The organism is Enterobacter sp. 22466 (assembly GCF_052044775.1).
Classification (GTDB): domain Bacteria; phylum Pseudomonadota; class Gammaproteobacteria; order Enterobacterales; family Enterobacteriaceae; genus Enterobacter; species Enterobacter dissolvens.
This window is the reverse complement of the sequence record NZ_JBQENX010000011.1, coordinates 91,330-115,934: the sequence shown is the minus strand read 5'-3', so window position 1 is coordinate 115,934 and position 24,605 is coordinate 91,330. Positions and strand designations below refer to the sequence as shown.

Annotated in this window: 25 protein-coding genes and 1 tRNA gene; 5 read left to right on the top strand and 21 right to left on the bottom strand. The window is 44.6% G+C overall.

The window, feature by feature from the left end; genetic code table 11:
• Nucleotides 1-39: 39 nt before the first annotated feature.
• The 6 genes from ACTJJI_RS22945 to ACTJJI_RS22920 all read right to left on the bottom strand — a co-directional run bounded on the left by ACTJJI_RS22945 (nt 40) and on the right by ACTJJI_RS22920 (nt 5,133).
• Nucleotides 40-522, bottom strand: coding sequence for a hypothetical protein (locus tag ACTJJI_RS22945; RefSeq protein ID WP_440655660.1), 483 nt, complete (start codon nt 520-522; stop codon nt 40-42).
• Nucleotides 523-546: 24 nt separating this feature from the next.
• On the bottom strand, nt 547-2,028 hold the full coding sequence (tssC, locus tag ACTJJI_RS22940; RefSeq protein WP_440655659.1) for a type VI secretion system contractile sheath large subunit: 1,482 nt from the start codon (nt 2,026-2,028) through the stop codon (nt 547-549).
• A complete protein-coding gene (tssB, locus tag ACTJJI_RS22935; protein ID WP_219279688.1) occupies nt 2,025-2,510 on the bottom strand; it encodes a type VI secretion system contractile sheath small subunit in 486 nt (161 codons plus the stop codon). Before tssB ends, tssC begins: the two co-directional genes overlap by 4 nt.
• 322 nt (nt 2,511-2,832) lie before the next feature.
• Nucleotides 2,833-3,441, bottom strand: coding sequence for a response regulator (locus ACTJJI_RS22930; protein WP_440655658.1), 609 nt, complete (start codon nt 3,439-3,441; stop codon nt 2,833-2,835).
• A gap of 151 nt (nt 3,442-3,592) precedes the next feature.
• Complete coding sequence (locus ACTJJI_RS22925) at nt 3,593-4,378, bottom strand: prepilin peptidase (protein ID WP_440655657.1); 786 nt, start codon at nt 4,376-4,378, stop codon at nt 3,593-3,595.
• Nucleotides 4,379-4,446: 68 nt separating this feature from the next.
• Nucleotides 4,447-5,133, bottom strand: a complete 687-nt coding sequence (locus ACTJJI_RS22920) for a LuxR C-terminal-related transcriptional regulator (RefSeq protein ID WP_440655656.1) — start codon at nt 5,131-5,133, stop codon at nt 4,447-4,449.
• A 256-nt stretch (nt 5,134-5,389) separates the two neighbouring features.
• Here ACTJJI_RS22920 and ACTJJI_RS22915 point away from each other — a divergent pair, with 256 nt between their 5' ends.
• Nucleotides 5,390-5,650: a LysR family transcriptional regulator gene (locus tag ACTJJI_RS22915; RefSeq protein ID WP_368278894.1), complete on the top strand. Its 261-nt coding sequence runs from the start codon at nt 5,390-5,392 to the stop codon at nt 5,648-5,650.
• 4 nt (nt 5,651-5,654) lie between these two features.
• Here ACTJJI_RS22915 and ACTJJI_RS22910 read toward each other — a convergent pair whose 3' ends face one another.
• The 12 genes from ACTJJI_RS22910 to gspG are packed head-to-tail and all read right to left on the bottom strand — an operon-like array spanning nt 5,655 to nt 14,694.
• A complete protein-coding gene (locus ACTJJI_RS22910) occupies nt 5,655-6,152 on the bottom strand; it encodes a type II secretion system protein (protein WP_440655655.1) in 498 nt (165 codons plus the stop codon).
• Nucleotides 6,139-6,507 carry a type II secretion system protein gene (locus tag ACTJJI_RS22905; protein ID WP_368278896.1) on the bottom strand — a complete coding sequence of 123 codons (369 nt, stop codon included), beginning with the start codon at nt 6,505-6,507 and terminating at the stop codon, nt 6,139-6,141. The genes ACTJJI_RS22910 and ACTJJI_RS22905 overlap by 14 nt, the downstream gene beginning before the upstream one ends.
• On the bottom strand, nt 6,494-6,967 hold the full coding sequence (locus ACTJJI_RS22900) for a type II secretion system protein (RefSeq protein WP_440655654.1): 474 nt from the start codon (nt 6,965-6,967) through the stop codon (nt 6,494-6,496). Before ACTJJI_RS22900 ends, ACTJJI_RS22905 begins: the two co-directional genes overlap by 14 nt.
• On the bottom strand, nt 6,967-8,841 hold the full coding sequence (locus tag ACTJJI_RS22895; RefSeq protein WP_440655653.1) for a secretin N-terminal domain-containing protein: 1,875 nt from the start codon (nt 8,839-8,841) through the stop codon (nt 6,967-6,969). The genes ACTJJI_RS22900 and ACTJJI_RS22895 overlap by 1 nt, the downstream gene beginning before the upstream one ends.
• Entirely contained in the window at nt 8,838-9,353 is a 516-nt protein-coding gene (locus ACTJJI_RS22890; protein WP_440655652.1) for a hypothetical protein, read from the bottom strand. The genes ACTJJI_RS22895 and ACTJJI_RS22890 overlap by 4 nt, the downstream gene beginning before the upstream one ends.
• The gene (locus tag ACTJJI_RS22885) at nt 9,350-9,892 is read right to left on the bottom strand and encodes a hypothetical protein (protein WP_440655651.1); all 543 of its coding nucleotides are present in this window, start codon (nt 9,890-9,892) and stop codon (nt 9,350-9,352) included. The genes ACTJJI_RS22890 and ACTJJI_RS22885 overlap by 4 nt, the downstream gene beginning before the upstream one ends.
• Nucleotides 9,882-10,379: a hypothetical protein gene (locus ACTJJI_RS22880; protein ID WP_440655650.1), complete on the bottom strand. Its 498-nt coding sequence runs from the start codon at nt 10,377-10,379 to the stop codon at nt 9,882-9,884. Before ACTJJI_RS22880 ends, ACTJJI_RS22885 begins: the two co-directional genes overlap by 11 nt.
• Nucleotides 10,376-11,038, bottom strand: coding sequence for a hypothetical protein (locus tag ACTJJI_RS22875; protein ID WP_440655648.1), 663 nt, complete (start codon nt 11,036-11,038; stop codon nt 10,376-10,378). The genes ACTJJI_RS22880 and ACTJJI_RS22875 overlap by 4 nt, the downstream gene beginning before the upstream one ends.
• Nucleotides 11,019-12,641 (bottom strand): GspE/PulE family protein, encoded by a 1,623-nt coding sequence (locus ACTJJI_RS22870; protein WP_440655646.1) that lies wholly within the window; start codon nt 12,639-12,641, stop codon nt 11,019-11,021. Before ACTJJI_RS22870 ends, ACTJJI_RS22875 begins: the two co-directional genes overlap by 20 nt.
• Nucleotides 12,641-13,819, bottom strand: a complete 1,179-nt coding sequence (locus ACTJJI_RS22865; protein WP_440655644.1) for a type II secretion system F family protein — start codon at nt 13,817-13,819, stop codon at nt 12,641-12,643. The genes ACTJJI_RS22870 and ACTJJI_RS22865 overlap by 1 nt, the downstream gene beginning before the upstream one ends.
• A 15-nt stretch (nt 13,820-13,834) precedes the next feature.
• On the bottom strand, nt 13,835-14,278 hold the full coding sequence (locus ACTJJI_RS22860) for a transglycosylase SLT domain-containing protein (protein ID WP_219279627.1): 444 nt from the start codon (nt 14,276-14,278) through the stop codon (nt 13,835-13,837).
• Nucleotides 14,279-14,280: 2 nt separating this feature from the next.
• Entirely contained in the window at nt 14,281-14,694 is a 414-nt protein-coding gene (gspG, locus tag ACTJJI_RS22855) for a type II secretion system major pseudopilin GspG (RefSeq protein ID WP_368278905.1), read from the bottom strand.
• 434 nt (nt 14,695-15,128) lie between these two features.
• Between gspG and ACTJJI_RS22850 the strand changes: the two genes are divergently transcribed.
• The 4 genes from ACTJJI_RS22850 to ACTJJI_RS22835 all read left to right on the top strand — a co-directional run bounded on the left by ACTJJI_RS22850 (nt 15,129) and on the right by ACTJJI_RS22835 (nt 21,699).
• On the top strand, nt 15,129-16,739 hold the full coding sequence (locus ACTJJI_RS22850; protein WP_440655641.1) for a glycoside hydrolase family 19 protein: 1,611 nt from the start codon (nt 15,129-15,131) through the stop codon (nt 16,737-16,739).
• A 53-nt stretch (nt 16,740-16,792) separates the two neighbouring features.
• Nucleotides 16,793-18,982 carry a M60 family metallopeptidase gene (locus ACTJJI_RS22845; protein ID WP_440655638.1) on the top strand — a complete coding sequence of 730 codons (2,190 nt, stop codon included), beginning with the start codon at nt 16,793-16,795 and terminating at the stop codon, nt 18,980-18,982.
• Nucleotides 18,983-19,127: 145 nt separating this feature from the next.
• The gene (locus ACTJJI_RS22840) at nt 19,128-21,017 is read left to right on the top strand and encodes a carbohydrate-binding protein (RefSeq protein WP_440655636.1); all 1,890 of its coding nucleotides are present in this window, start codon (nt 19,128-19,130) and stop codon (nt 21,015-21,017) included.
• A gap of 274 nt (nt 21,018-21,291) precedes the next feature.
• Nucleotides 21,292-21,699: a hypothetical protein gene (locus ACTJJI_RS22835; RefSeq protein WP_440655634.1), complete on the top strand. Its 408-nt coding sequence runs from the start codon at nt 21,292-21,294 to the stop codon at nt 21,697-21,699.
• Nucleotides 21,700-22,257: 558 nt separating this feature from the next.
• Here the strand turns inward: ACTJJI_RS22835 and ACTJJI_RS22830 are convergent.
• From ACTJJI_RS22830 to ACTJJI_RS22820, 3 genes are all read right to left on the bottom strand, one after another.
• Entirely contained in the window at nt 22,258-23,517 is a 1,260-nt protein-coding gene (locus tag ACTJJI_RS22830) for a tyrosine-type recombinase/integrase (protein WP_440655632.1), read from the bottom strand.
• A gap of 195 nt (nt 23,518-23,712) precedes the next feature.
• A tRNA-Phe gene (locus ACTJJI_RS22825) sits at nt 23,713-23,788 on the bottom strand.
• Between the two features lie 95 nt (nt 23,789-23,883).
• Complete coding sequence (locus ACTJJI_RS22820) at nt 23,884-24,597, bottom strand: DUF554 domain-containing protein (RefSeq protein WP_014833242.1); 714 nt, start codon at nt 24,595-24,597, stop codon at nt 23,884-23,886.
• Nucleotides 24,598-24,605 lie beyond the last annotated feature (8 nt).

The following is a 24,605-nucleotide window of genomic DNA, read 5'->3' as shown; positions in this document are numbered from 1 at the left end:
GTATCCTGAAATCCGGCCGCGGAGGCGGCCGGGAAAGGGTTATGCGATTTTTTTCTGCGGGATGCTGTATTTGATAGGTCCGACTTTATCCAGACCGTCATCTTTGGCATTCGGTACGTTAAATGTCACCTGAACAGACTCTTCAAAATTAAATGTGAGTTCCATGAAAAGTTGGTCGCGCATTTCAAAATTTAGGCTGCTGAAATTACAGTTTTCGTATACAGTACGCTGAATTTCGTAGTCCTGGTTTAATTTGTCAGAGCCACGATGAACAATTGTAATAATGATATTTTTATAGCCACGCTTCAAATATTTTTCGTATAATTCGCTGGACTCTTTTGTCACCAGAACACTTGCATGAACCGTGTCAAAATATGCACCATCCGGCCCTGCTACAGTGGCGAGACCAGCAGGTGCAAAACCCTCCATCCAGTTTTTATAGGTCGCTTCTTCAGAAGAACCTGCAACTGTGTTACCATCAATTTTAATTTCGATGAACTGACAATCTTTCAATTTAGACATATATATTCCTTTATTAACAAGGGATTAAGCGCTGGTAGTGGAAGGCAAATCCGCGACCAAACGCAGGGACATACTTAAACCTTCAAGCTGGAAATGTGGTTTCAGCCAGGCAATCGCACGATAGGTACCCGGGAAACCCGGTACTTCAATGACTTCGATTTTCGCTTCTCGTAGGGGAAAGCGTGCTTTTGTTTCCGGACCGGCGTTATCCGACGCGACGACGTACTGCATGATCCAATTTTGTAGATAGACTTCACATTCCGCGCGGGACATGAAGCTGCCGACTTTGTCGCGAACAATCGATTTCAGATAATGGGCAAAACGGGATGTCGCCAGAATATAAGGCAGTTGGCTTGACAGGCGCGCGTTTGCATTTGCCTCATTTGAGTTGTACAGACGAGGCTTATTTATGGACTGAACAGCGAAAAATGCTGCATAATCCGTGCCCTTACAGTGAACTAGTGGGATAAAACCTAGATCCGAGAGCTCTTTTTCGCGTCGGTCAGAAACGGCCACTTGTGTTGGACACTGCATAGTTCGTTCGCCACTGCTGGAGATATAGTTATATGCAGGTAACGATTTCACCAGGCCACCACCTTCGACACCGCGAATCGATGCACACCAGCCATACTCTTCGAAGGATTCGATGATGCGACCCGCCAGTTCCCAGGCTGAGTTTATCCACAGGTAATTGCTACCAGATTCATCTTCGCGGATCTTTTCTTCAAAAGTGAAGGTTTCCGCCGGGATGGTTTTGCTACCGTACGGCACACGACCCAGGACCCGGGGTAGCGTCAAACCGATATAACGGCTGTCATCATTTTGGCGGAATGAACGCCAACGGGCATAATCTGTGGTATCAAACAATTTTGACAGATCGCGCGGGCGTGGTAGTTCTGAGAAGTCATTCATCGACAGCATGCCTGGAGCGATAGCGCTCAAGAACGGCGCATGTGCAGCGGCGGCGACATGGGAAATCTGTTCCAGCAAGTTAATATCCTGCGGAGTGTTGTCGAACTGAAAATCCCCAACGAATGCGGAGAATGGCGTGCCACCGAAGGTGCCGTATTCACTCTCATAAACACACTTGAAGAGCATCGACTGATCGAAATCGCTGGCAGATTTAAAATCTTTAATCAGATCTTGTTTAGTGCATTGAAGCAGGCGGATTTGTGTATTATCGGTCACGCTGGACTGTACCAGCTTATGCAGGCCACGCCAGGAGGACTCTTTTTTCTGAAACTCAGGGGCATGGATAATCTGACTGACCTGATGAGATAAAAGTTCATCGATCGCAGTAATTCGCTGTTCTATGCTGCCGATTAGATCGCTAGATACCACTACCGCACCGGCGAGGACTTCAGCCAGAAAATGGTTCAACTGGGTTTTCATGCGATCACGGTCAGACTCACGACGAATCGCCTGAGTGTTATCAATCACCTGATTAAGATAGTCATCGCTAAATGAGGATTCAGCATTCTGGTTTAAAACCTGTTCACTGTTCATTCTTCATCCCCTTCAGGTGGGGTATGCCCCAGCAATTCGTTTTGTTTTTTTGCCATTTCTGCAAGCTGTTCCTTCAGGCGTTCATTGCTGGCGGCACGGTTACGCAAATCGCTTAACTGTTCGCGGAGTTCCATTAATTTACGTAACGGTTCTACCTGACGAACAATATTATCCGGTGAAAAGTCATCCATATCTTGGAAAGTGAGTGACACAGCCAGTTTGCCTTCCTGTTCGGGCATGACGCTATCAACCAGGAATTCAGCTTCAGGTTTCATCGATGCCATAATTTCATTAAAATTATCTTTATCGATATTCAGGAATTTACGGTCGCGCAAGCTATCAGTTGCCTGAGTGAAATCTCCCATAACCCCAACTACAAGCGGTAACTCTTTCGCTGCCTGTGCATCACCAACTTCAACATCATAGGTGATTTGCACACGCGGAGGTCTTGCCTTATCTAATTTATGTTGCGTATTACTCATGGGCTTTACCAAAGTTTGATTAGAAATGCATTTAGATAATTGTCAGCTGCGATGGTTGAATAAATTTTGCATCTTACAGGCACTATACTATCGTCGGAAAAGCCAACAGTACCTTAGATATAAAATCATTAACTGACGGTGAAGAAATAATATCATTAGTTAATAAAAAAGTTACTAGTGAATATCCTGATATTTGTCGAGGAGTAATCTGCATGATATTGCGAATTTTCTTAACTAATAAGGAAATTACAGAGGGGGAAATGGAGCAGCAAAGAAGAAAGTCAAATAAAAGTTATTGCAAACACTAAATGTTTGAACTTTATTACATATAGGTTGCGCGTAAGTAGCTATAAAGATCGGGATCAGAATTGACACCGATTTTTTTCATGGCGCTTATTTTTTGCGCGCTTATCGTTTGCTTTGTTCTGCTAAGCATGAGTGCGATTGAATTGATAGAGTGACCAATACTTAATAAGTGAAGTACTTCTGCTTCTTTAGGGCTGAGTGGTGACAGAGAATTTAATGGATGAATGGTTGGAGGGATATCATGATATAAATCAGAGAGGCATTGTTCAACGTCTTTCGACGACCCTTGCTTGTTAATAACACAGTATACACCATATGAGAGTAAAGTTTGCACCATCGCAGGAATATCGTTAGGAATGATGACAATCAAACGAATCGTGGGATAGTTCTTTTTAAAATAGCGTACAAACGGAATGCCGCTGAATCTACCGTCGGGCATAGATAAGTTTGCCATCACGATATCGGGTCGAGTTTCATCTATGTGTTTTAGCAGGTCAGGTGCATTCTCAGCCTGGCCGCATATTTCAAATGGAAGAGACTGGAAAGACATATTCCTTATGATGCTTTGCAATCCGATGAGAAAAACCGGATGTGTATCAGCGATGACGATTTTTTTGATAGTCATAATTAATTGCGTTGCTAACTAACTCATAAGGTCTTATGACCATATTTTTGGACAAAAACCCTGTTAATGAATTTTACAATTTGTTAACTAAAGTATAGCATGCTGGCTTGTATTGTCGATCTTCTTTACTGAAGATATTAACCTTATTTATTTAGTGGTTAATGTAAGGGAGATAGAATAAAAACCATCCAGCGAGTGACAGGAAAGGTCCAAAAGCCAGTTTCTTATTCAGATAGCCCTTACGGAAATAAACCATAATACTCACTGCGATACCTGCCATGCTGGCGATGAGAACCAAAAGAGGAAGTTGTTGCCAGCCAAGCCATGCGCCGAGAGCCGCCAGAAGCTTGAAGTCACCGTACCCCAGCGCTTCTTTCCCGATGATGAATCGAAACAGATGAAAAGTAATCCACAAAGATAAATAACCTGCTATCGCGCCACATACAGCATCGGAAAGTGAAACAGCCCCAGGAAGTAGATGCCAGCAAAGACCAACCCAGAGCAACGTTAAAGTTAACGAGTCGGGGAGTAGTTGATATTGAATGTCAATCTGTGAAAGCGCCAGCAGGCATGCACTGAACACCAGCGACGCGATCAGCGTGCTGATATCGGGACATATCCAGGCGCTAAGAAGGGTGATGAGCATAAACACAACCTCACCGCAAAGATAGCGAGCTGAAATGCTTTGATGGCAATGTCGGCATTTTCCTTTAAGTGCCAGCCAACTTAAAAGAGGAATATTTTCAAACCACCGCAAAGGCTGCAAACATGTTGTGCAATACGAGGAGGGGAAGCAGAGGTTGAACTGCCGTTGTGTATTATGAATGGTCATTAAAGGAAGTCTGTAGACAATGACATTGATAAAACTTCCTGCTGACAACCCAACTAAAACGTACAGTAACCAGGAAAATACAGGTATGTTATGGATATAATTCACCGGGCCGTATCTCGATTTAAAATGCTACTATTACACCAACATGATGACAAGGTATGATGCTCCTGAGATTAGAGCGCCATTTCGAATAGTTTTGTTTTAGACAGGTAAATAAAAAGTTTACTGTCCGTATCCACATCAAGTTTATTCATGGCGCGTATCTTATGCGCGCTAATTGTTTTGATGCTCAGGTTCATTTTATCGGCTATTTGCGTCAGGCTTAATCCCCTGCAAAGTAATCTTAAAATTTCTGACTCTCTCAATGAGAGCGTGCATGGATTATTTTGCTGGTGTAGAAAAAGTGAGCGCATAATTACATTTTCTACATAGATCTCATTATTTTTAACAGATATTAGAACCTCTTTTAGTGTTCTTTCGCTGATATCCATGCTGATGTAGCCACTGATACCCATTTCAAGCAGCGTGCGAATCATTGGAGCATGCTTATAAGATGACATAACAACGATTTTCAAATCTGGAAATCTTTTCTTGAGCCATTTGACAAGATTTAAACCATCCAGAGAAGATACGGGATTATGGCTGTCTTCATTCATTTTCAATGAATAGCCAAGCAGCAAAGTATCTACCGGGCTATTTGTCAATTTGTTTATCAATTCGCAGGGGGAAGAGACGTCACCCACAATATTGAATGTAGACTTTGCGTCTGAGCCAGAGAATTTTCCGTCAGACATGTTGTTTATTAATGAAGCAAGACCACGTCGGAAAAGCTTTTGTTCATTTGCAATAAGAATATTCATAGCATTGGCCATTTGTACAGGGAAATTTCGGTATGCGAAAATAATAGTGTCTATTGTGAGTGAAAGAAAATTCTTTTTGGGCTCCTTAAAAAAAATTTTGGTTGTTGATTTTTAATGTTGAATGTTTCTTTTGTGTTATGTGATTTAAGGTATTCCTTGGTATACCATTTTCTGACTAGTCAGATTTATCTTGCCGATTTCCAGTGCTAGACTGTTTTTCAACCAGGATAATTCTCTTTTACTGACGAGGTTTCAGATGCGCTCGACTTTTAAAAAAATCCTTACTTTCATCTCAGTTGCGGAAACTGGAAGCTTCGAAACAGCGGCTCATGAACTACACATCACATCTTCTGCGGTCTCGTTTCGTATTAAATCGCTGGAGGACGAATTAAAGCTAAAACTCCTTATTCGCTGCCGTCCCTGTACATTGACCCACCAGGGGAAAATATTTTACAAATATGCTACTCAGCTCTATGAGTGTCAGCAACAATTCGAGCAAGAATTACTTTCAGATTAGCTATTTATTCAGTTCGACAATGATCAGGGTGAGGCGCAGCGGGATCCTCTTCAACGATAAATTTCCAGTCGGCGTAGCTTTTCGCTTTTTCAAATTCCTCATAGTGAGCAGGGAAGCGCTTTCTTTTTAGCGGTATGCCTTCACCTTTACTGTATACACCAATCCAGCGGTTCTCTTTATCATACAGCTTTCCCCATTCTTTCCCAGTAAATGGGTCGAGGTAGTGGCGACGCAGCAGATAGCTTGTTCGTCCTCCGCGTTTATCTTCTGAAAGCTGCTGAAAACTTACTGGAAAACAGGTATCGGATTGAGGGTTATCCCGATAATTAAGGATTGCCTTTCGGATTTGATCGCCGGTAAATAATAATTGCGCTTCTTTCTGCCTACGCCAGTTTGCTGCAATATGTTCTTCGCTACATAGCAGCATGATGGCGACGATGGCGAGCCAAATTATCAAGAGAAGATATGTAAATCCTGATTCTTTTGATTTACCAGCTAGCATAGGACTCACCCGACTGTGATTTTTTAGTAGAACCGCTGTGTATATCGGTAATTTGCCCGTCATCATCTGTTTTAACTTCCCATGTTGTCCTTTTTTGCGTAAACGGGTCTACCGGGAGCTGACGCAAATAGCCATCTGTGACCAGTTCATCGAGTTTCTCCGGGCTAACAAACCGATCGCGCCGATACTGGTCCAGTGTGAGGCGCAGTGTCTTGAGGTTGTGTTTTAATACTACCTCTTTGGCGCGTTCAGTTTGCTGAAAATAGCGCGGAGCAACCAGTGTGGTAAGTGTGGCAATAATAGCCAGTACCACCAGAAGTTCAATTAGCGTAAATCCTTTTTCACCATTGTGCATAGGGAACTCCATTCAGACCGGTGGCGCGACTTGACGAGGAAATATCATAAACATCGCTACCGGGGCTGTAATCACCTGGCGGGTTTTCATAGCTGCGAATACGCCAGGTCTGCTCTGCCGTTTTTTCATCGCAATCACAGAAGGGATCGCGCGGGATGGACCGTAAAAAGTAGATTATTTTTTCATTTGGCGATTTTTTATCCTGCACTCCTTTGACCAGCGCGGTGAGAGCTGGTGGATAGTGCGTATCATCCGGGGATACGTCGATTCGACCTTCCTTGCTGGCGTCATACCATGAGTCAATGGCTTCCCTGATTTGCCGCAATGCAAGTTCGAGCTTCTCTTCTTTTTGCCTCTGCACTTGTTTTTCAAGCACCGGTAGCGCGGCTGTAGCGAGAATAGCCATCAGGGTTAGCGTTACCATCATCTCTACCAGAGTGAAACCACGTTGTTGATACATTACTGTGTCTGCTCCGTACCATCAGGGGGAAGCATGGCGTGTTCTTCAGGTTCATGCGGAGGCGGTGTTAAAGCGGGGACTGCCGTGTCATTATCATCGCCCACATTAATATGACCTGCTGAATGCAAAATGGTGTTCTGCTCGCCTGGCAGATTTTCGGTTCCAATGGGAATGGTGCTGACATGGCTACCGGGTAGATCAATACTGCGCTCAATATGAGGTGTAATCAGCAGGATGACTTCGGTTCGTTTTACATCCTGCCCCGAACTGCCAAACAGGCGGCCAATCAACGGGATGTCGCTCAGCCAGGGAATGCCGTTGCTGTTATCCTTGTTTTCCTCATTGATCAGGCCCGCCAGCATCTGGGTTTCACCGTCCTGGCTACTGAGCACCGTCTTGGCAGTACGGTTGTTGGTGCCATAATATTTGAGGCCGTTCGAGCCGGTTTGCGCCAGCCCCAGGCTGCTCAGGGTAAAATTGACATCCATACCGATATCACCTTCGAGACTGATATCCGGCGTCACTTCAAGCTTCAGCCCAACATCCTGGTACTCTACTTTTTCGCTCGAAAAGTTGTCATTAAAGGTATTTGTGATCACCGGGATTTTCTCACCGATTTCGATTTGCGCTTTTTTGTTATTTTTTACCCGTATGCGCGGGTTAGCCAGAATTCTGGCATGAGAGCGAATTTTGCTGATATCGACTGATACCCCCTTCTTATCACCCAGGTTTACGAACAGATTGTTTTTGCTAAAGTCAGTCAGAGGGATATTATTCCCGTTCTCCTCACTGGTTGCGAATCCAACACCCACAGAACCTGGATAGTTAATCCCCAGATTTTCAACATCGCTGGTGTTGACCTCCAAAACCTCCACGTCCAGCGTTACTTCGGCCTCCGGGCGATCAAGGGTCATTAACAGCCGTTCTGCCGTGTCCAGCATATCCTGTGGCGCTCGAATGGTGAGCGTATTCGTGCGCTCATCTACATGGATATCTTTAAATTTGAGTAGGCTGCGTAAGGCAACATTGATCTCTTTTGCCTTTGCATAGCTCAAGAAAAAGGTTTTAACCGCAATCTCTCGATAGGTTTTATCCTTCGCCTGATTTGCGGGATAGATCAGCAACGTATTGCTGTTTAGCACCTTTTTGCGCAATTCATGCGAAACGAGCAGTAAATTGATTGCATCCTCCGCCGTGGTATCTCTGGCGATGATACTGGCGTTCATATCACGCGGAACGTCATTATCAAAAATGAAATTTACACCCGTCATATGTGAAATAGTGGTGAATATCTGCATCAGGTTATGTGAAGGAAAATTGAGAGAAATTGGTTTTTGTAACTCTTTATCTAACGAAATATCCGGTGACTGGCTGGCCGCAAGTTGTCGTAATAAGCGATCACGTAGGATTGTGGCCTGCGGCCAGTCAGGGCTCTCTTCCAGGACTTCCTGGATTTTTTTTAGTGCCAGCTCCGGGTTTTCTTCGGCAAGTTTGACGGCATCCTGATATAGAGCATCAACGGAATATCGGGAATGACTGTGGCGTAATCCCTGTTGCGCACGCATATTCCCCGGCTGATAGCGTAAAACCGTACGCCAGGCCTGTTCAGCCTGCTGAAAATCGTGTTCAGCGATCGCTTTATCGGCCTGCTTTAAATAGAGATTAACAAGACGGGTCCTAGTTACCTGTTCCTGCTTTTTCAGGGTAATGTCAGTAGGGGCCAGACGACGCTGTTGCTCAAGTGTCGCCAGGCTCGTGACGAGTTCTTGCTGCTCGCCGGAGGTAGCAGTCAGTCGCACCTCAGGCGTGGATGCACAACCGCTCAGTAAAAGGGTGCCGATAAGCATCGCTATTTTGGTTTTGTTCATGTTCATAATGTGGGTTTTGTTTCCAGTTCTGCCAGCGCAAGATGCTGATCGAGTTGCTGAGGAAGCCAGCGAAAAATAAGTTGACCTGCAGTCACTTCCTGCAACTGCCAGTCATGGTTCAAACGATCGCCAATCCAGATGTGCTCGGGAGCTTTACAGTGGTGGCAGACAATCCAGTTTTGATGGCCGTTGGTAAGAATGATGGTCCTTTGATTGTTACTCCACCACGCGCCTGCGACTCTGAAAGGCAGGGCGGGAGTTTTGCTTTGTTGAGCTGTCACGCGCTGTCCGGAAGGGGTTTTGGAGATGGCTTTTTTTTCTCCTTGCCAGGGAAAAAGATCGACAAAGGCTGCGGTGGTTTTATGGGCATTTATCGGTTTCTGGGTGTGACGGACAGACTGTGCTGGCATGGCAACGATGTCATTCTGTTCAGGCTGTTGAAGATCCGCTATCTGCGCCCAGACAAGGAGAATGACCGTCAACGCTAATAAGATTTTCAGGTAGCGTGGTAGTTTCATGACTTAGCACTCTTCAGCGTAATGCGCAGTAGTATGTTCAATGCTGTGCTATCGGGACGCTCACGAGATAGCGTGATTGCCTCAATGGTCACAGGGAGTAAAGCTTTTATTTCCTGCAAGGACTGATAAAGATGTGGATAATCGCCTGAAAGAGGAATATCCAGTATCAGCGTTTCATTATTAAACTCGCCGCGATCGGACGATGTTTGATAGTGACTTTCATTAACCTGCAAACTGTTTTTTTTCAGTATGGCAAAAAGTGTCTTAAGTTGCTGATACTCCGTAGTGCTAATCGCCTGCTGCGAGTGATTTGCCGTAGCCTTAACCCCAGGCAGAGGAATGCTCAAGGAACGCTGAATTTTGGTCAGACTAGATTCAAGGTCATTGACTCCTGGTCGTAAAGAAATGGCCCAGTAAATTGACAGGAATAAAACTATGGCGCTAAGAATAAAGGGCAGTACGCCAGTCTGCTCATAGCAGGAGATTATAGTCCAGCGTATTTTGCTAATGTTGATAGCAGGGGGGGATTTAAGCGCCATGACCATATTCCATCGTTAATGTTGCTTTAATTTTCCAGGGGGCAGGGAGCTGCATTTCTTTGCTGTGTGTTTCCAGCGATACCTTTGCACCTTGCTTTTCTAGACGTATAATAAAATTCAACAGGCTATCCAGCGTTTTTGTCGCCAGCTCAAGGTGAATTTTCTTTTCCTGAGTGTTTGAACTGAGTGATAGCAACGCAATATCTTTTGACCAGGCGTTTCCCGTCATTACGAATCCACCCATTTCTAAGGGAGAATTCTGTCGGGTGCGTTTTTTATTAAATTCCTGCTGTTTTTTTTGTATTTCATGTACAGCATTCAGATGCGCTTGCCATTTTTCCTTCGCATCGGAGAGCTGAGAGGTCAGCATGACCTTTTGTTCATACTTTTTCCAGACTCGGGGCGTGAGTATGCAAATAATGATGATGGCAACTGCGCTGAACCAAACAGAAAAAGGTGAGCGGGTACGAAAGTTATGCCGGTTCATAGAAAACCCACTTGTTCCCAGGGAAGCTCGGGTACGCCCGCAAGCTGACTGATAATTTTGATCTGCTCTGCTGCTTCAGCTTCAGGCATATGGAGCGATAAAACACTGTGCCAGCATTGCTGATAGCGGATGGCATAACTGCTGATATCTTTACCAATGCAAGCCAGAATAATATTCTCAGGTAATTTTTTATTTGCATTATTAAGCACATGCGTAAATGGAGTGCTACACCCCTGAAAACGTAATCGAGCATTAGAAGCAATATTTTTTAGCGTGACAAACAGGTCAGATGCCATTGCAGCAGCGAATGCATTTTCGCCATAGCGATGATCAAAGAACGTAATTTTTGTAGCATCGGCAGGCATATTATGCTGAGTTTCAATCAGCATCGCCGCATACTGACAATGTTCTGTCGGTGTGAGTAACCCTGCCTGCCAGGGGATAAGGGCATACTGAACGTAAGGAATATCGAGAATAAATTCGATGCTATTCTGCCAGGGAAGATTCACGGGGATTTTCCCGACTAAGTCCATAATCTGCTCATTCAGTGGAATATCAGGATGAACGGTTATTTGATAATGGCAATGGCTTTCCCTGTACAGGGAAAACTGATTTGCCTGTAACAGAAATTGCCAACGCTTAAGAAACGGAAATAACACGCTGAGCCTCCTGAATTGTCGTCAGACCCCGACTTACGGTATTAAGCACGATTTGCTGCATAGGAATAAAACCCTCATTTAACGCGCATTCTCGAAGTTGTCTTATTGAGGTTCTGGCCAGGAGGGCTTCTTTAAATGCGTCGCTGAAATGTAATACTTCAGCCAGAGCGAGGCGGCCATGATAACCGCTGTTCCGGCAGGCTTTACAGCCAGCCCCTTTTTGCCATTTACCATCAGCCAGTTGTTGTGCAGAAATATTCCAGTGAGCAATCTCTTCAGAAGAGGGCGTGTATGGGGTACTGCAATTTGGGCAAATCTGGCGTACCAGTCGCTGTGCTACCACGCCGTTTAACGCGGTTATTAGGCTGACAGGCTCCACTTGCATATAAAGAAAGCGTTCAATAACACTGAACGCATTATTAGCATGAACAGATGACAGTACAACGTGTCCGGTTAACGCCGCCTGGACTGCAATACCTGCTGTTTCACTATCACGTATTTCCCCAACAAGAATAATATCGGGATCGTGACGAAGAATGGCACGCAACCCTTTCGCAAAGGTAAGCCCTTTTTTTTCATTTACCGGGATTTGTAATACACCCTCTAATTGATACTCTACGGGATCTTCAATTGTGATAATTTTCTGCTCACCGGTATTGAGTTCACTCAGAGCTGAATAAAGGGTGGTTGATTTACCGCTGCCCGTAGGGCCGGTTACAAGCACCATTCCATGCGGGCTTTGCATCAGTTTTTGCATAGCGTGGAGTGTCGGTTTATCAAAACCTAAGGTTTCCAGCTGCAATTTTTTATCGTGACTTTTATCGAGCACCCTCAGGACTGCATCTTCCCCATGAATACTGGGCATAATTGAAACGCGGAAATCTACCGCACGCTGTTGGATTATGGCCTTGAACCTCCCATCTTGTGGAACACGACGTTCTGAGATATCCATATTGCCTAATACCTTAAGACGGGAAATAACCTGTTCAGCGTTCTGGTCGCCTTTACTCTGCGTAATTGCGTGCAAAACCCCGTCGATACGATATTTTATTATCAACCCATCCGGAATGCTCTCAAGATGAATATCACTTGCCCGGCTTTGTAATGCGTCATATAATGTTGCGTTTACCAGTTTGATAATATGGCTTTTTTCCTGCGCAATATTTTGCGGCGTGATCTCAAGAACTGTTTCTTCCGCATTACCTTCCACGATTTGCGTTTCGACGTGATCCATAGCCCGCTGTTGCTGCTTAAGCTCCCGTAAACGTTCTTTTACCCACAGGGGGGAGCAGAGCGTCAAGCGCTGGATGTGGCGTTGTGCCCATTGCCTTACGGGTAATGAGAAAGGGTCGGTCAGTAAGACAAAATCGATATCCTGGTAACGAACGGGAAGCACCTGTTGCGCCAGTGAATCCTGCAATGAAATCCGGGAGAAATTTATTTCAACCTGTTCGAGTTGCTCCAGTGTTAAGGAATATAATCCCAGTTCAGCGGCAAGCGTTATTAATTTTTCTTGTGAAAAAGTACTGGCGAATCCTTCCTCCAGCCAGGGTAGACGTTTTTCAGCAGGTAAATTATGCCATGACGAAGGTAAATTTGACATCAGGATAAACCTCCAGCAATTTCAAAAATTGGCATGTAAAGAAGGAAAACGATAAGCCCAACCAGGCCTCCCACAATCAGCATTAATACAGGCTCGAAAACTTTGCTAAATGTCTCAATAGCGCGTTCTAGTATTTCGTCATAGAACGCAGCAATGCGTTCACACATTTCCGGTAATTCGCCGCTGTTTTCTCCTACAGATAACAAACGGCTGGCAACAGGTGTAGTGAGCTGGTAATGCGATAACGTCCAGGATAATGATTTACCGGCCTGTATTTCCTGCATCATTTTGTTCAGTCGAGGTTGATGTTCTGCAGGTAACAGACCGCTGGTCAGTGTTAATGCGTCAAGCACAGGCATTCCTCCCTGGAGCAATAGCCCTAGCGTTCTGTAAAATCTGACAAAAATACCCGTCCAGTATTGTTTTCTAAATTGTGGAATACAAAGAAGTTGACGTAATAACGCATTGCGTAACCTCTGACTACGGATGGCATAGATCAGCAGCATTGCTGTTGTAAACGTTACAATAAGCAGCGCCATGCCATGTTCTCTGGTCATATGTCCCCACCAGACAATGAATTGGGCGCTTCCGGTAAGATTTTTCATTCCGTCAAATACCATCGCGAAACGAGGAATAATAAACCCCAATAAGAAAAAGATAATTAGACATCCGGCACTGATAACAACACACGGATATAGCATGGTTGCTTTTATGCGTTTACGTAACGTTTCCATTCTTTTTTCGTACTGTAAAAAACGTTTCAGCGTGACTACCAAAAGACCTGTTTGCTCGGAAGATGCTACCGTATTAATTAACAGTGGTGGAAATATATCAGGTAAGGTTTTCAGGGCATCTGAAAACTGACATCCGCTATATAACGCATTGAGTAATTCTTTAAGTATTAATTTTTGATAATTATCATGATAGCTCTCATACAAGGCCTCAATCACTTCGACAATCACCAGTCCAGCATCGAGTAGTACCGCCAGTTCTTGAATGAATAACGATAAAGGAAATTTCTTATCAGATATCGAAATCCCAGGGGTAGACTTTACATTGATGACCAGAATACCGTTTTGGTTAGCAATGGCACGGGCATCAGCGACAGAGGAAGCCTTAATTTTTATTACCTTTCGCTTATTATTATGTAAGGTTGTAACATCAAAGAAAGTAGCCATAGAATTATGCATGCATCAGTTAATGTTGTTTTTCAGTTTCAGATAATTAGGGATTACACGTCGGATATATTTTTTCCGTAATTGTGCACGATTCTCCGACCCACCTGCGTTATAGGCACCAATGGCTTCCCAACTATAGCCATATTTCTGAATGAAACCTGAGAGAATCCAGGCGCCGGTCATTACACTTAGACAAGGAGAGCTTAATAATTTATCCTTGGTGATGTTGTATTTCTCTAGATGCTTCAAATGTTTGCTGTTAATTTGCATCAGGCCAATGTCGTAGCTTCCATCATTATTCTGATGTAAAGCTTTACTATCCAGGCTGGATTCGGTGATGGCAATTGCCTGCAGTAATTCAGGTTCTATTCTGTATCGTTGCCCGGCCTGTATCCAGCATGTTGCATGCGTTGAAAATGATATCAATACCGTTATGACAATAAGTAGTGATGTCTTCATGTTTAAAAACCATATACAACAGGATGGCCATTGTTTCCAGTGGCTGTAATTTCAACATCATTCATTGTCTCTTTAGAGCGTGCCGGATTGTGCCACTGATAAGGATTTCCCCATGGGTCATTGGGTATTGCTTTGCTCAGATAAGGTCCGCGCCAGTTTGAAGCTTGGGATGGCTTCTCCATTAATGCTTTCAGACCTTGCTGTTCGTCAGGATACTGGCCTACATCAAGGCGGTATTGACTGAGTGCATCTGAAAATCCTTTCATTTGACTTAAAGCTGTTTTTTCCTTTGCATTATCAACTTGTGAGAACAATTTTGGACCAACAAAACCCGCGAGTAGAGCAATAATCATCAATACCACAAGCAGCTCAAGCAGAGTAAATCCTTGTTGCTTTTTATTATGTGTGTTTTTCATATGTGTCCTAAAAATAAATTATTTAAATATAAATGCTTGAAATTGTATTGTCAGTGAAAAGTTAGCTCATGGTACCATTATTCCCACCCTGTTAAATAAGAATAATTGAGGGTTTAATAGAGAATGCTCTGGTTAAAGTTAGTGCCGTGATATTGCAGAAATGTTATTTAAGGTGAGCTTTTGAGACTTAGTGATTCTCAATTATAGAAAATTCTATCAATGATTCAGACTAAGATATTTAATGCGTTAGCAATTGTATCAATCTTTAATTGATGGTTTTATTGCTGGGAATTACATATCTGGCATAAAAATGGCCACTATGTATTTAGGCTTTAGATGAATGCATCTGAAGAAGACATCGAATCCACAGGGGGCGTAGAAAGGATGGCGTTAACACCTGAGGATATGAAATTACAATAAGGATTGGTAGTTAAATGAGAACTAATAAGGTTATTCTGTCATTACTGGCCTCAAGTATTTTGCTTTCGTTTAATGCTGCGGCTTATGATAAATATGATGCGACAAAAATTTATCAGGGTGGTTCACGCGTAACATATTCCGGCGCCGACTATGAAGCGCAATGGTATGTGAATCCGGGGGAAAAACCGAATCCAACTGCTGAACACACTTGGGATAACGTGTGGAAAAAAATTTCAGGGGATACGCCGGTTCCGGATCCAGACCCACAGCCTGACCCGGATCCACAGCCCGATCCCGATCCTACGCCGTCACAATATCCGCAGTATGTCGCGGGTACACAATACAAAGCAGGGGACGTCGTTTCTAATAAAGGGAAAGATTACGAGTGTAAAGTTGCTGGTTGGTGCGGTGGTCTTGCTGCGGCCTATGAACCCGGAGTTGGTTATGGGTGGGATGCCGCCTGGGCCATTTATGGCGCATCGCCTGAGCCGGGTCCGGAATTCAGTCGTAAAGATCTGGATGCCAAAGAAGACGCAATCATCAATGCAACCCAAATCCCACAAATCCGCCACGATCTGCGGACACTGGATAATACACTGGTTGAACAAATCAAGCCTGGTGCGAGCAGCAATCCTGCAAACGTTAAGCGTGTAGAAAAAATTATCGATGCGAAAAAATGGGATTTCTTCTTCCCACATCGCGATCCGGCTTATACCTATGAAAATTTCCTGAAAGCAGTGGGTAAATTCCCTGTTCTGTGTGGTGATTTTAGTGACGGGCGTGATGCCGACGCAGTTTGCCGTAAAACCCTGGCAACGATGTTTGCTCACTTTACGCAGGAAACAGGTGAACACGACCCGAATAGCGACGTTGCCCCGTGGCAGCAAGGTTTGCACTGGGTTCGTGAAATGGGCCTGTCTGAAAAAGACTACGATAAGTACACCGGAGCGACATGTGACGCAGGTACCTGGCAGGGTAAGGTATGGCCATGCGCAATGGATGCTGAAGGCCATAAGATGAGCTATTTTGGCCGTGGCGCGAAGCAGCTGAGTTACAACTTTAACTACGGTGCGTTTTCTCAGGCCATGTTTGGTGATGTGAATGTTCTGCTGAAGAAACCTGAGCTTGTCGCTGATACCTGGCTGAACCTGGCGAGCGCTATTTTCTTCTATGTCCAGCCGCAACCGCCAAAACCAAGTATGCAGTCCGTGATGGATGGTTCATGGCAACCAAACGCGCATGATAAAGCGGATGGCCTGCTACCTGGCTTTGGTGTGACCACACAAATTATCAACGGTGGTGTTGAATGTGGCGGCAGCGTAGAGGTGCAGCAGTCCGTAAACCGTATCTCTTATTATAAAGCGTTTGCCGAACAACTGGGGGTGCCGATTTCCAGCACGGAAGTCCTGGGTTGTAAAGGCATGAAGCAATTCTCCGATACTGGTAGTGCTGCGACGCCGCTGTTCTGGGTAAAAGATGACAGTTGGGTCGCTGAAAACCCGGGTGGTAAATCTTATGCCTGCAAATTAGCGAACTGGCAGAACAGCTCTAACACCGCCCTGAATAAAGGTGATTACGTAAAATGTGTGGAAGAAAACTTCCCGGATGTCGTAATTAAAGATTAATGTACTGAAAGGGGCAGTTATGCCCCTTTATTTTTGTATTTCATAATGGATACATGATGAATATACCACCGTCAAAACTTTCACTGATCGCTGTTACAGTACTCGGCTTATATACATTTAACCCGATCGTTGCCTGCGCAAGTCAGACAGGTATTTTTTCTGCAAAAAGTGCTCAATTATCAGATATAAATTCATTGACTGCCCCACGACAATTTACACTAGCACAACCAGGATCGCCTAATGGTGTTGTGAGTAAACAGCTTCGCTCATTTGAGCAGTCGCCATTACAGTCAACGGGGTATATGGTGAAAAAGGGGGAGGTACTGGTTATTGATCTTGAGTATCCTGCCGATGTAAAACCAACTGTTGAATTATTTGTGTCACAACCAGATGACCGTACTTATAAGTTCAGTCACGCATACCGAAAACCTCTAACTCGTGGTGAAAATATTATCACTTCTGAAAAAGGTGGTATTGTTTATTTTGCGTTATTTAGTAATCCTGTCAAAGGCGATATCAAGGTCAATCTAAAATCGGGAGGCGAGCCTTTCCCACGATACAGCTTGGGTGTTAACCGTGACCAGGACTGGACATCGATGCTAGATGCTTATCCGGATTCCCCTTATGTGGAGCTTCTGAGCAACAAAGTCATGTTGACGTTGCGTAAAGATAAGGCGATTCAGATTATTCCATCAACTGGGCCAGATACGATGCTTAAGGACTGGGATAATATTATTGGTTTAGCAGAAAAACAGTATGGGTTAACTGAAGAAAATACTACCAGCGTGAACCAGAAAATTGCCCATCGTTTTCATTGGGTGGATGGCATTTCCTTACCTGGCGTGGATAATCCAGATGGCTGTACAGGTTATATGAATGCCTGGACATGGAGATTGCAAACCTGCAGCGATGAGGCTATCGGGGATGTGGTTAACCATAAAACGCTGACAACCAACGCATGGGGAGCATGGCATGAGCTAGGGCATCAGTTCCAGATGAAGCCAATGACGTGGGATGGACTGACAGAGGTTACCGTTAACCTTACATCGCTTTATATGCAGCGCAGCTTTGGGCTTGCATCCCGACTGGAAACATCCGGTGAATGGGACAAAAAAATATTTCCCTATCTTAAACAGTCGAAAAAAGATTTTAATACACAAGGAGTATTTACCAAACTGGGTATGTTCTGGCAATTGGATTTGACATTTGGCAACGATTTTTACTCACGTCTTGGAAAACTTTATCGTGAACTACCCACAGCCCAACAGCCAACTACGTCAGTCCAGAAAATTCAGAAATTCATTCTGGAAACCAGTCGGGTGGCAGGATATGACTTAACGCCATTCTTTAAGCAGTGGGGACTGAACCCATCGACAGAAACGCTGAATACTATTAGCCAGTTGTCCCTATTCCCACTTTTAGATCCTATATGGGAAAACCGTGACAGTAATATATCTTATGATTATTCAAATCGTGAGGAAACGATGCCTGTAGCGGATGCAGGGAAAGATATTGAGGCGGTAGCCACAAATAACTGGGCATTTGCCTATAAGTTAGATGGCGGCCGCAGTAAGAATGCCGTGAACTACAGGTGGACCCTGGTTCAGGGAGGTGACAAATTCAAACTTCGAAAAGACAGCACCTCACGTAATGCGCAAGAAGTGAGCAGTGTTAGCGCAGAAGCTATCGTCCCTGTAAAAACTACGGGTGAGGCAATTTATCAACTTACCGTAACGAGCAATGGCATTGATACCGCAACGGATACGGTAAAAGTGACGGTAGTGCCCCCGAAAGTTGAGATCCTCGGAAATCATACAATTATGCAAGGAAATGAAAGCGCTTATCTGGCTCAAACCAATATCCCGAAAGCGGATGGTTTCCAATGGCAGGTTATGCATGCTGGAGAAAGAGTGACGCATGGCGTGAGTGTCGTTGGAAATAAATTTGTCCTGAACTCGGCTGAGATTACACCAGGGGAATATGATATTCATGTTACTGCGACGGGAAGTTCCGGAGACCGGCGTGCAGTAGCTGATTTTAGCGTTACAGTAAATGCCTCTGAGCCGGTCGAACCGCAATGGGAAGCGAATAAAATCTACTCATCTCCCTGCACTAAAGTTTCATGGCAGGGAAGTATTTGGATGAACGGTTGGTGGACGCAAGGCAATAAGCCAGGCGCTGACGGAGATTGGGGGGTATGGCGAAAAATGACAGCAAATAATAATCACTCACAGTGTAAATAAAGTTTTCCAGAAAACTCATCTTAATTTATCTTAACTAAAGAGAATGCTCTTTATCATTAATTTCAGCTTTCTTAGCGCCATGGATTGTATTTTTTAATATCATTCGAAGCGAATAAATGATTTGTATCGTCAAGGATTAAGTTAAATGAATTTTCGTTTAAGTAACAGTTTTATTACATTAGGGCTCTTGTTGAGCAGTGCTCTGAATTGTACATCTGCCTACAGCAGCGATATGGCAAGTTCTATGCCGGATATTAATAACAAAGATATCCTGGTAGGATTTTGGCACAACTGGCCCGGTGCCGCTCGTTCTGGTTATCAGCAAGGACAACCTGCTGATATGAATCTATCTGATATTCCATCAGGATATAATGTTATCGCCGTCGCATTTATGAAAGGTGAAGGTATTCCAACATTCAAACCTTATAACATGACCGATCAGGCTTTTCGGGCTCAGATCAGTATTCTAAACCAACAGGGTAGGCCTGTGTTACTTTCATTGGGGGGGGCCGAAGCTCATATTGAACTGCATAAAGGACAGGAGCAGGCCTTTGCTGATGAAATTATCAGATTGGTAGATACCTATGGGTTTGATGGTCTGGATCTTGATCTGGAGCAAGCTGCTATTGTTGCCGGAGATAACCAGACAGTTATTCCTGCCGCGCTAAAGATTGTTAAACAACACTTTCGTGATATAGGAATGAACTTTATTATCAGTATGGCACCTGAGTTTCCCTATCTGAGGACCGGTGGCAACTATATTAAATATATCACGGCACTAAAGGACGACTACGATTTTATCGCCCCACAATTTTATAACCAGGGTGGTGATGGTGTATGGGTCGATGGAGTAGGCTGGCTAACGCAGAATGATGATAATCGTAAAGCGGAGTTCTTGTATTATCTTACTGATTCTATCATCCATGGTACCCGTGGTTTTGAGCAAATTCCAGCCAATAAATTTGTTATTGGTCTACCCAGCAATATAGATGCTGCGGCAACCGGCTATGTGCAGAAGGTTGAAGATGTTCGAAGCACGTTTGAAAAATTAGCTGCGGACGGCACACCAATTAAGGGGCTTATGACATGGTCAGTCAACTGGGATGGTGGACGCAATTCCGCTGGTAATGCCTATAACTACGAGTTTGTTAATCGCTATGAGTCGTTGATCAATGGTGACATTCCAGTGGTTGACGATGTGACACCTCCTACGAAACCTGGAAAACCTTTTGCTCAGGCCGCTTCTGATAAAGTGAAACTGAACTGGAGCGCTTCTCGGGATGATGTTGGTGTGACGCAATATGAGATTTGGCGTAACGGTGACAAAATATCTACTTCATCTCAGGCTAGTTTCGTTGATACGAATGTTTTGCCTGAGACAACTTACACTTACTATGTCATTGCTCTTGATAAAGCGAATAACCGCTCTGATGTTAGTGAAGCGACTCAAATCACAACAGAAAAAGCAGAGCAAGCTGATAATGAGAAACCAACGGCTCCGCAAAACTTACAGGCCACTAAAGTCACAAGCTCCAGCGTGACGCTCAGTTGGTCTGCCTCAAAAGATAATGTTGGTGTAGAGCACTATAATATTATCCGTAATGGTATCAGTATTGGAACTATTACTACCACTGGTTTTACTGACAGTAAAGTCAATGGGGCATCAAATTACCATTATCAGATTACCGCAGTAGACGCTGCTGGAAATATTTCCGCATTGAGTCAGGATGTTTCAGTGGACACACCAGCCAGTTCATCGTCGGCAGATGAATGGGATAGCGCTAAAGTTTACAATGGCGGCGACCTGGTCAAATATAATGGTACTGAGTATCGGGCTAAGTGGTGGTCGCAGAACAATATACCTGGACAAAATGATGTCTGGGAACTGACCGATAAATCTAAAGTGATGGAGTGGAGTGCTAACACAGCATATAGTGGCGGCGAGAGTACTGTTTATCAAGGGAATACCTACCAGGCCAAGTGGTGGACTCGTGGGGATATCCCGGGTAAATCTGATGTCTGGGTTATGAAATAATAGTTAGGAACGGATAGCGTTAACAAAAAGCCTCTTGCGACAAGAGGCTTTTTAGATTTTATGAATCTCATGCATAAATGTTTTATGTATTTCTTGCAGTGATTAGTCTTAATTATAGATAAGATTTATCTGCTTTTCTGTAAATGATACGCAGTGTGAATGATTTGATGTATTATAGGGGGCATTGATTTGTGACGCTGTCTGGATAGTTATCCATTAAACGATAGCATTATATAATCACCTCTTTTGAGGTTGAGTTTACTGAGGGTAAAATATGCCTGGTAATGATGTTGAGAAGATGACACACCGAGACATGTTAGCAACAGTGGTTGATGATAACTATACCCCCGGTTCGGTCTATATCCCAGCAGTAGGTTGCATTAACAGGGTTTTGCAACATATGGGTGTTGGTCTTAGTCAGCGAGCTTTTAGAGGCATTTCTGACAATGTCAGACAAGTTCATGCCGGAACGAAGTCGGAGGCTACATCATCTTTACGTGAAAGTGCTTTGTTTGCATTGGATATCTTTGATGCGCTGAATGAGGGGCGTTTTAGCGATGCCATGGTGAGTATGTCGGGGAGTGCAATTAATGCTACGGGTAGTGTGCTTTATTTTGCCAATTATGACCGTGAGCGGCTCTCTGTACATGAGAAAATTCTTTTTGATTCGATGCATTTATAATCTGTAATAAGTGGTATTGAAAATGAAGTCTCATTTTGTGCAGTATCATGAATTGTAACGCTAATTGTTTTTTTAAGTTATTTTTTTTGCCCTCAGAAGCTCACCATATTTTCCCTACAAAAAATAAAATGGGGAGGATTACTGGTGTGACTGACTTATGCGTTCATGCGGCCTTATTGTCTGGGATGAAATTCGAATGGGATAGGTTCTCAATGGAAATGAGATTTATCTTGGCATAAATGATGGTTTTTATTTTTTTTAGTCTACCTCAGAGTCCCTGCAATTAAAATGCAATCAGGTTGTTTTTTTATTTCTATCTTATAACTCATTTGCAATATATTACACATAGGGACATTTCAATTTTGAAAAATGTTTTTCTGAAAACTACGCTTGCTGCGTTATTTGCAGGCGTTGCCAGCCATGCGATGGCGGCATGACTGAACGCTTTATTTCCTCCCTGACCATACAGAAAAAATAAAAAGACAGACCATGAGTGCAGACCGTGAGGTCTGCACTCATGGTCTTAAAACATGGCAGTGAGGCACCATCAGCTCCGGTTTATTCCGGCGCATTCATTTTTGCATATTCAAAGGGAGAAATGACGTTATTCTGACTGGCATCAAGGAAATCAGCCCACCACTGCAGCATTAGCCTTCGTTCTTCCAGATGCTCCGCTTTATGAATATAAGCCGCACGGACGCCATTACGTTCCTGATGACTCATCTGGCGTTCTACTGCATCCCTGGACCACAATCCTGACTCAATCAACGAACTGCAGGCCATTGCCCGGAAACCGTGACCACAGACATCGACCTTTGTATCGTAGCCCATCAGACGTAATGCGTTGTTCACCGTATTTTCACTCATGGGCTTCCATGGATTGTGGTCACCTGTAAATATCAGCTCATGGTCACCGCTGATGGTATGTACTTGTTTCAGAATATCCAGTGCCTGCCTGGAGAGAGGGACCAGATGTTCTGTACGCATTTTAGCGCCACGATGTGAGTACTTAACCCCTTCAATAGGTTTTCGCTCCGGAGGAATGGTCCACATGGCGTTTTCAAAGTCGATTTCATGCCATCTGGCAAAGCGGAGCTCACTGGAGCGGATGAAAATAAGCAGAGTAAGCCGGGTTGCCAGTCGGGTAAGAGGTTGTCCTTGATAGGTATTGAGACGTTCAAGTAGTTCCGGGATTCGGTTCAGTGCAAGTGCCGGGCGGTGCTGACGCTTCACTGTCGTTAATGCGCCAGCCATATCCACGGCAGGGTTATAGCTGATAATGCCTGACTGGGCAGCATAACGCATGATGGCGGTGATACGCTGCTGAAGGCGGGCGGCAATTTCATATATTTCTTTAGTTTCGGCGGCCTTAACGGGGACAAGTAAATCGGGAGTCCTGAGGGTGGTAATATCGCGTAAGCCGATAAAGGGGAAAACATGCGTCTCGAGGCTTTTCAGTATCTTCTCACTGTGTGATTCAGACCATTTTTTGTTGCTCATGTGCCACTGTCTTGCGATGGCTTCAAATGTCTGAGCTGTTTCAGGCACAGATTTTTTGATCCGTTTCTGTTCGCACGGGTCGGTTCCTTCTGCTATCAGCTTTCTCGCCGAATCACGCTTTTCCCTCGCTTCTGATAACGAGACTTCAGGATAGACACCCAGAGCGAGCGTTTTCTCTTTACCCAGAAACCGGTAGCGGAGCCGCCAGTAGCGGGAGCCGTTAGGATGAACGAGCAAAAACATGTTGCCGCTGTCGGCAAGTTTGTAAGATTTTTCATCCGGTTTAGCAGCACGGATTTTAGCGTCAGTGAGCGCCATTGTTGGGGTCTCCTGATAGTAAAAGGGGTATAAATTTTATCGAATCAGACTATACCCTCAGTTGTACCCTCGCAAGGGACTTGATGCGGGTTGAAGTTGATTGAGTTGGGTGGAGTTAAGGGATAGTAGAGGTGTTGATTTTTGTGGGTTCAGAATGCAAAAACGGACCTCCGTGGAGGTCCGTTGATATGAATTTGGTGCCCGGACTCGGAATCGAACCAAGGACACGGGGATTTTCAATCCCCTGCTCTACCGACTGAGCTATCCGGGCAACGGGGCGCATTAAACCCGATTCACTCTCCGTCGTCAACGAAAAATGTTGTTTTCGTTACAGACTGCACAATCTCTCACCAGTTCGTCGTAATCCTAAGCGAAAAAGTGGGTCCACAACGCGGAAAGCGGCATGGCGAGCAGCAGGGCGGGCAGCATATTCACGACCGCGAACATCTTGATTCCGCAGATGCGCAGTCCTGTTGCCAGCAGGAGCAGACCGCCAACGGCGGTAAAATCCGCCATCATCGCGGGCGTGGTCAGCGGAAGGATCAGGGTGGCGCAGGTGGCGAGCGCCAGCTGAATCAGCAGCATTGGCACACAAATCGCGGCCACCGCGATCCCGAGCGTGGTGGCAAAAATCGTAGCGGTGAAGAAATCGAGAAACGCCTTCGCGATTAAAATGCTGGGGTCACCGGTCATCCCTTCCTGCATCGAACCGAAAATCCCGGTCCCGCTGGCGCAAAAAAGAATAATGATGGCAACGTAGTTTTGAATAAACGTCTCGTGGGTACCGTGTTTGGTTTTGCCCGGACGGGCTATCAGGTTTTTCGCTTTGCTGACCGCGTTGTTAATCCCCTTTTCCAGATAACAAAACTCGCCAATCAGCGCCCCGAGCAGGGTGGCCAGTACCATAACCGGCAGGTTAGCGCATTTGATCACCAGCAGAATACCAATCCCGAGTGAGGCCAGGCCGAAAATGGAGGGCATAGAGACGCGAATACGCTCCGGTAATCGCTGACTTAACACTGCACCGAGTACGCCGCCCAGCAATACGGCACCCGCGTTGATAAATGGCCCGATAACCACGGAAAACT

What these genes read in the sequence shown, in the direction of transcription:
- ACTJJI_RS22945 (WP_440655660.1), bottom strand. Translation starts at nt 522, where the DNA reads ATGTCTAAATTGAAAGATTGTCAGTTCATCGAAATTAAAATTGATGGT.
- tssC (WP_440655659.1), bottom strand. Translation starts at nt 2,028, where the DNA reads ATGAACAGTGAACAGGTTTTAAACCAGAATGCTGAATCCTCATTTAGC.
- tssB (WP_219279688.1), bottom strand. Translation starts at nt 2,510, where the DNA reads ATGAGTAATACGCAACATAAATTAGATAAGGCAAGACCTCCGCGTGTG.
- ACTJJI_RS22930 (WP_440655658.1), bottom strand. Translation starts at nt 3,441, where the DNA reads ATGACTATCAAAAAAATCGTCATCGCTGATACACATCCGGTTTTTCTC.
- ACTJJI_RS22920 (WP_440655656.1), bottom strand. Translation starts at nt 5,133, where the DNA reads ATGAATATTCTTATTGCAAATGAACAAAAGCTTTTCCGACGTGGTCTT.
- ACTJJI_RS22915 (WP_368278894.1), top strand. Translation starts at nt 5,390, where the DNA reads ATGCGCTCGACTTTTAAAAAAATCCTTACTTTCATCTCAGTTGCGGAA.
- ACTJJI_RS22910 (WP_440655655.1), bottom strand. Translation starts at nt 6,152, where the DNA reads ATGCTAGCTGGTAAATCAAAAGAATCAGGATTTACATATCTTCTCTTG.
- ACTJJI_RS22905 (WP_368278896.1), bottom strand. Translation starts at nt 6,507, where the DNA reads ATGCACAATGGTGAAAAAGGATTTACGCTAATTGAACTTCTGGTGGTA.
- ACTJJI_RS22900 (WP_440655654.1), bottom strand. Translation starts at nt 6,967, where the DNA reads ATGTATCAACAACGTGGTTTCACTCTGGTAGAGATGATGGTAACGCTA.
- ACTJJI_RS22895 (WP_440655653.1), bottom strand. Translation starts at nt 8,841, where the DNA reads ATGAACATGAACAAAACCAAAATAGCGATGCTTATCGGCACCCTTTTA.
- ACTJJI_RS22890 (WP_440655652.1), bottom strand. Translation starts at nt 9,353, where the DNA reads ATGAAACTACCACGCTACCTGAAAATCTTATTAGCGTTGACGGTCATT.
- ACTJJI_RS22885 (WP_440655651.1), bottom strand. Translation starts at nt 9,892, where the DNA reads ATGGCGCTTAAATCCCCCCCTGCTATCAACATTAGCAAAATACGCTGG.
- ACTJJI_RS22880 (WP_440655650.1), bottom strand. Translation starts at nt 10,379, where the DNA reads ATGAACCGGCATAACTTTCGTACCCGCTCACCTTTTTCTGTTTGGTTC.
- ACTJJI_RS22870 (WP_440655646.1), bottom strand. Translation starts at nt 12,641, where the DNA reads ATGTCAAATTTACCTTCGTCATGGCATAATTTACCTGCTGAAAAACGT.
- ACTJJI_RS22865 (WP_440655644.1), bottom strand. Translation starts at nt 13,819, where the DNA reads ATGGCTACTTTCTTTGATGTTACAACCTTACATAATAATAAGCGAAAG.
- ACTJJI_RS22860 (WP_219279627.1), bottom strand. Translation starts at nt 14,278, where the DNA reads ATGAAGACATCACTACTTATTGTCATAACGGTATTGATATCATTTTCA.
- gspG (WP_368278905.1), bottom strand. Translation starts at nt 14,694, where the DNA reads ATGAAAAACACACATAATAAAAAGCAACAAGGATTTACTCTGCTTGAG.
- ACTJJI_RS22850 (WP_440655641.1), top strand. Translation starts at nt 15,129, where the DNA reads ATGAGAACTAATAAGGTTATTCTGTCATTACTGGCCTCAAGTATTTTG.
- ACTJJI_RS22845 (WP_440655638.1), top strand. Translation starts at nt 16,793, where the DNA reads ATGATGAATATACCACCGTCAAAACTTTCACTGATCGCTGTTACAGTA.
- ACTJJI_RS22840 (WP_440655636.1), top strand. Translation starts at nt 19,128, where the DNA reads ATGAATTTTCGTTTAAGTAACAGTTTTATTACATTAGGGCTCTTGTTG.
- ACTJJI_RS22835 (WP_440655634.1), top strand. Translation starts at nt 21,292, where the DNA reads ATGCCTGGTAATGATGTTGAGAAGATGACACACCGAGACATGTTAGCA.
- ACTJJI_RS22830 (WP_440655632.1), bottom strand. Translation starts at nt 23,517, where the DNA reads ATGGCGCTCACTGACGCTAAAATCCGTGCTGCTAAACCGGATGAAAAA.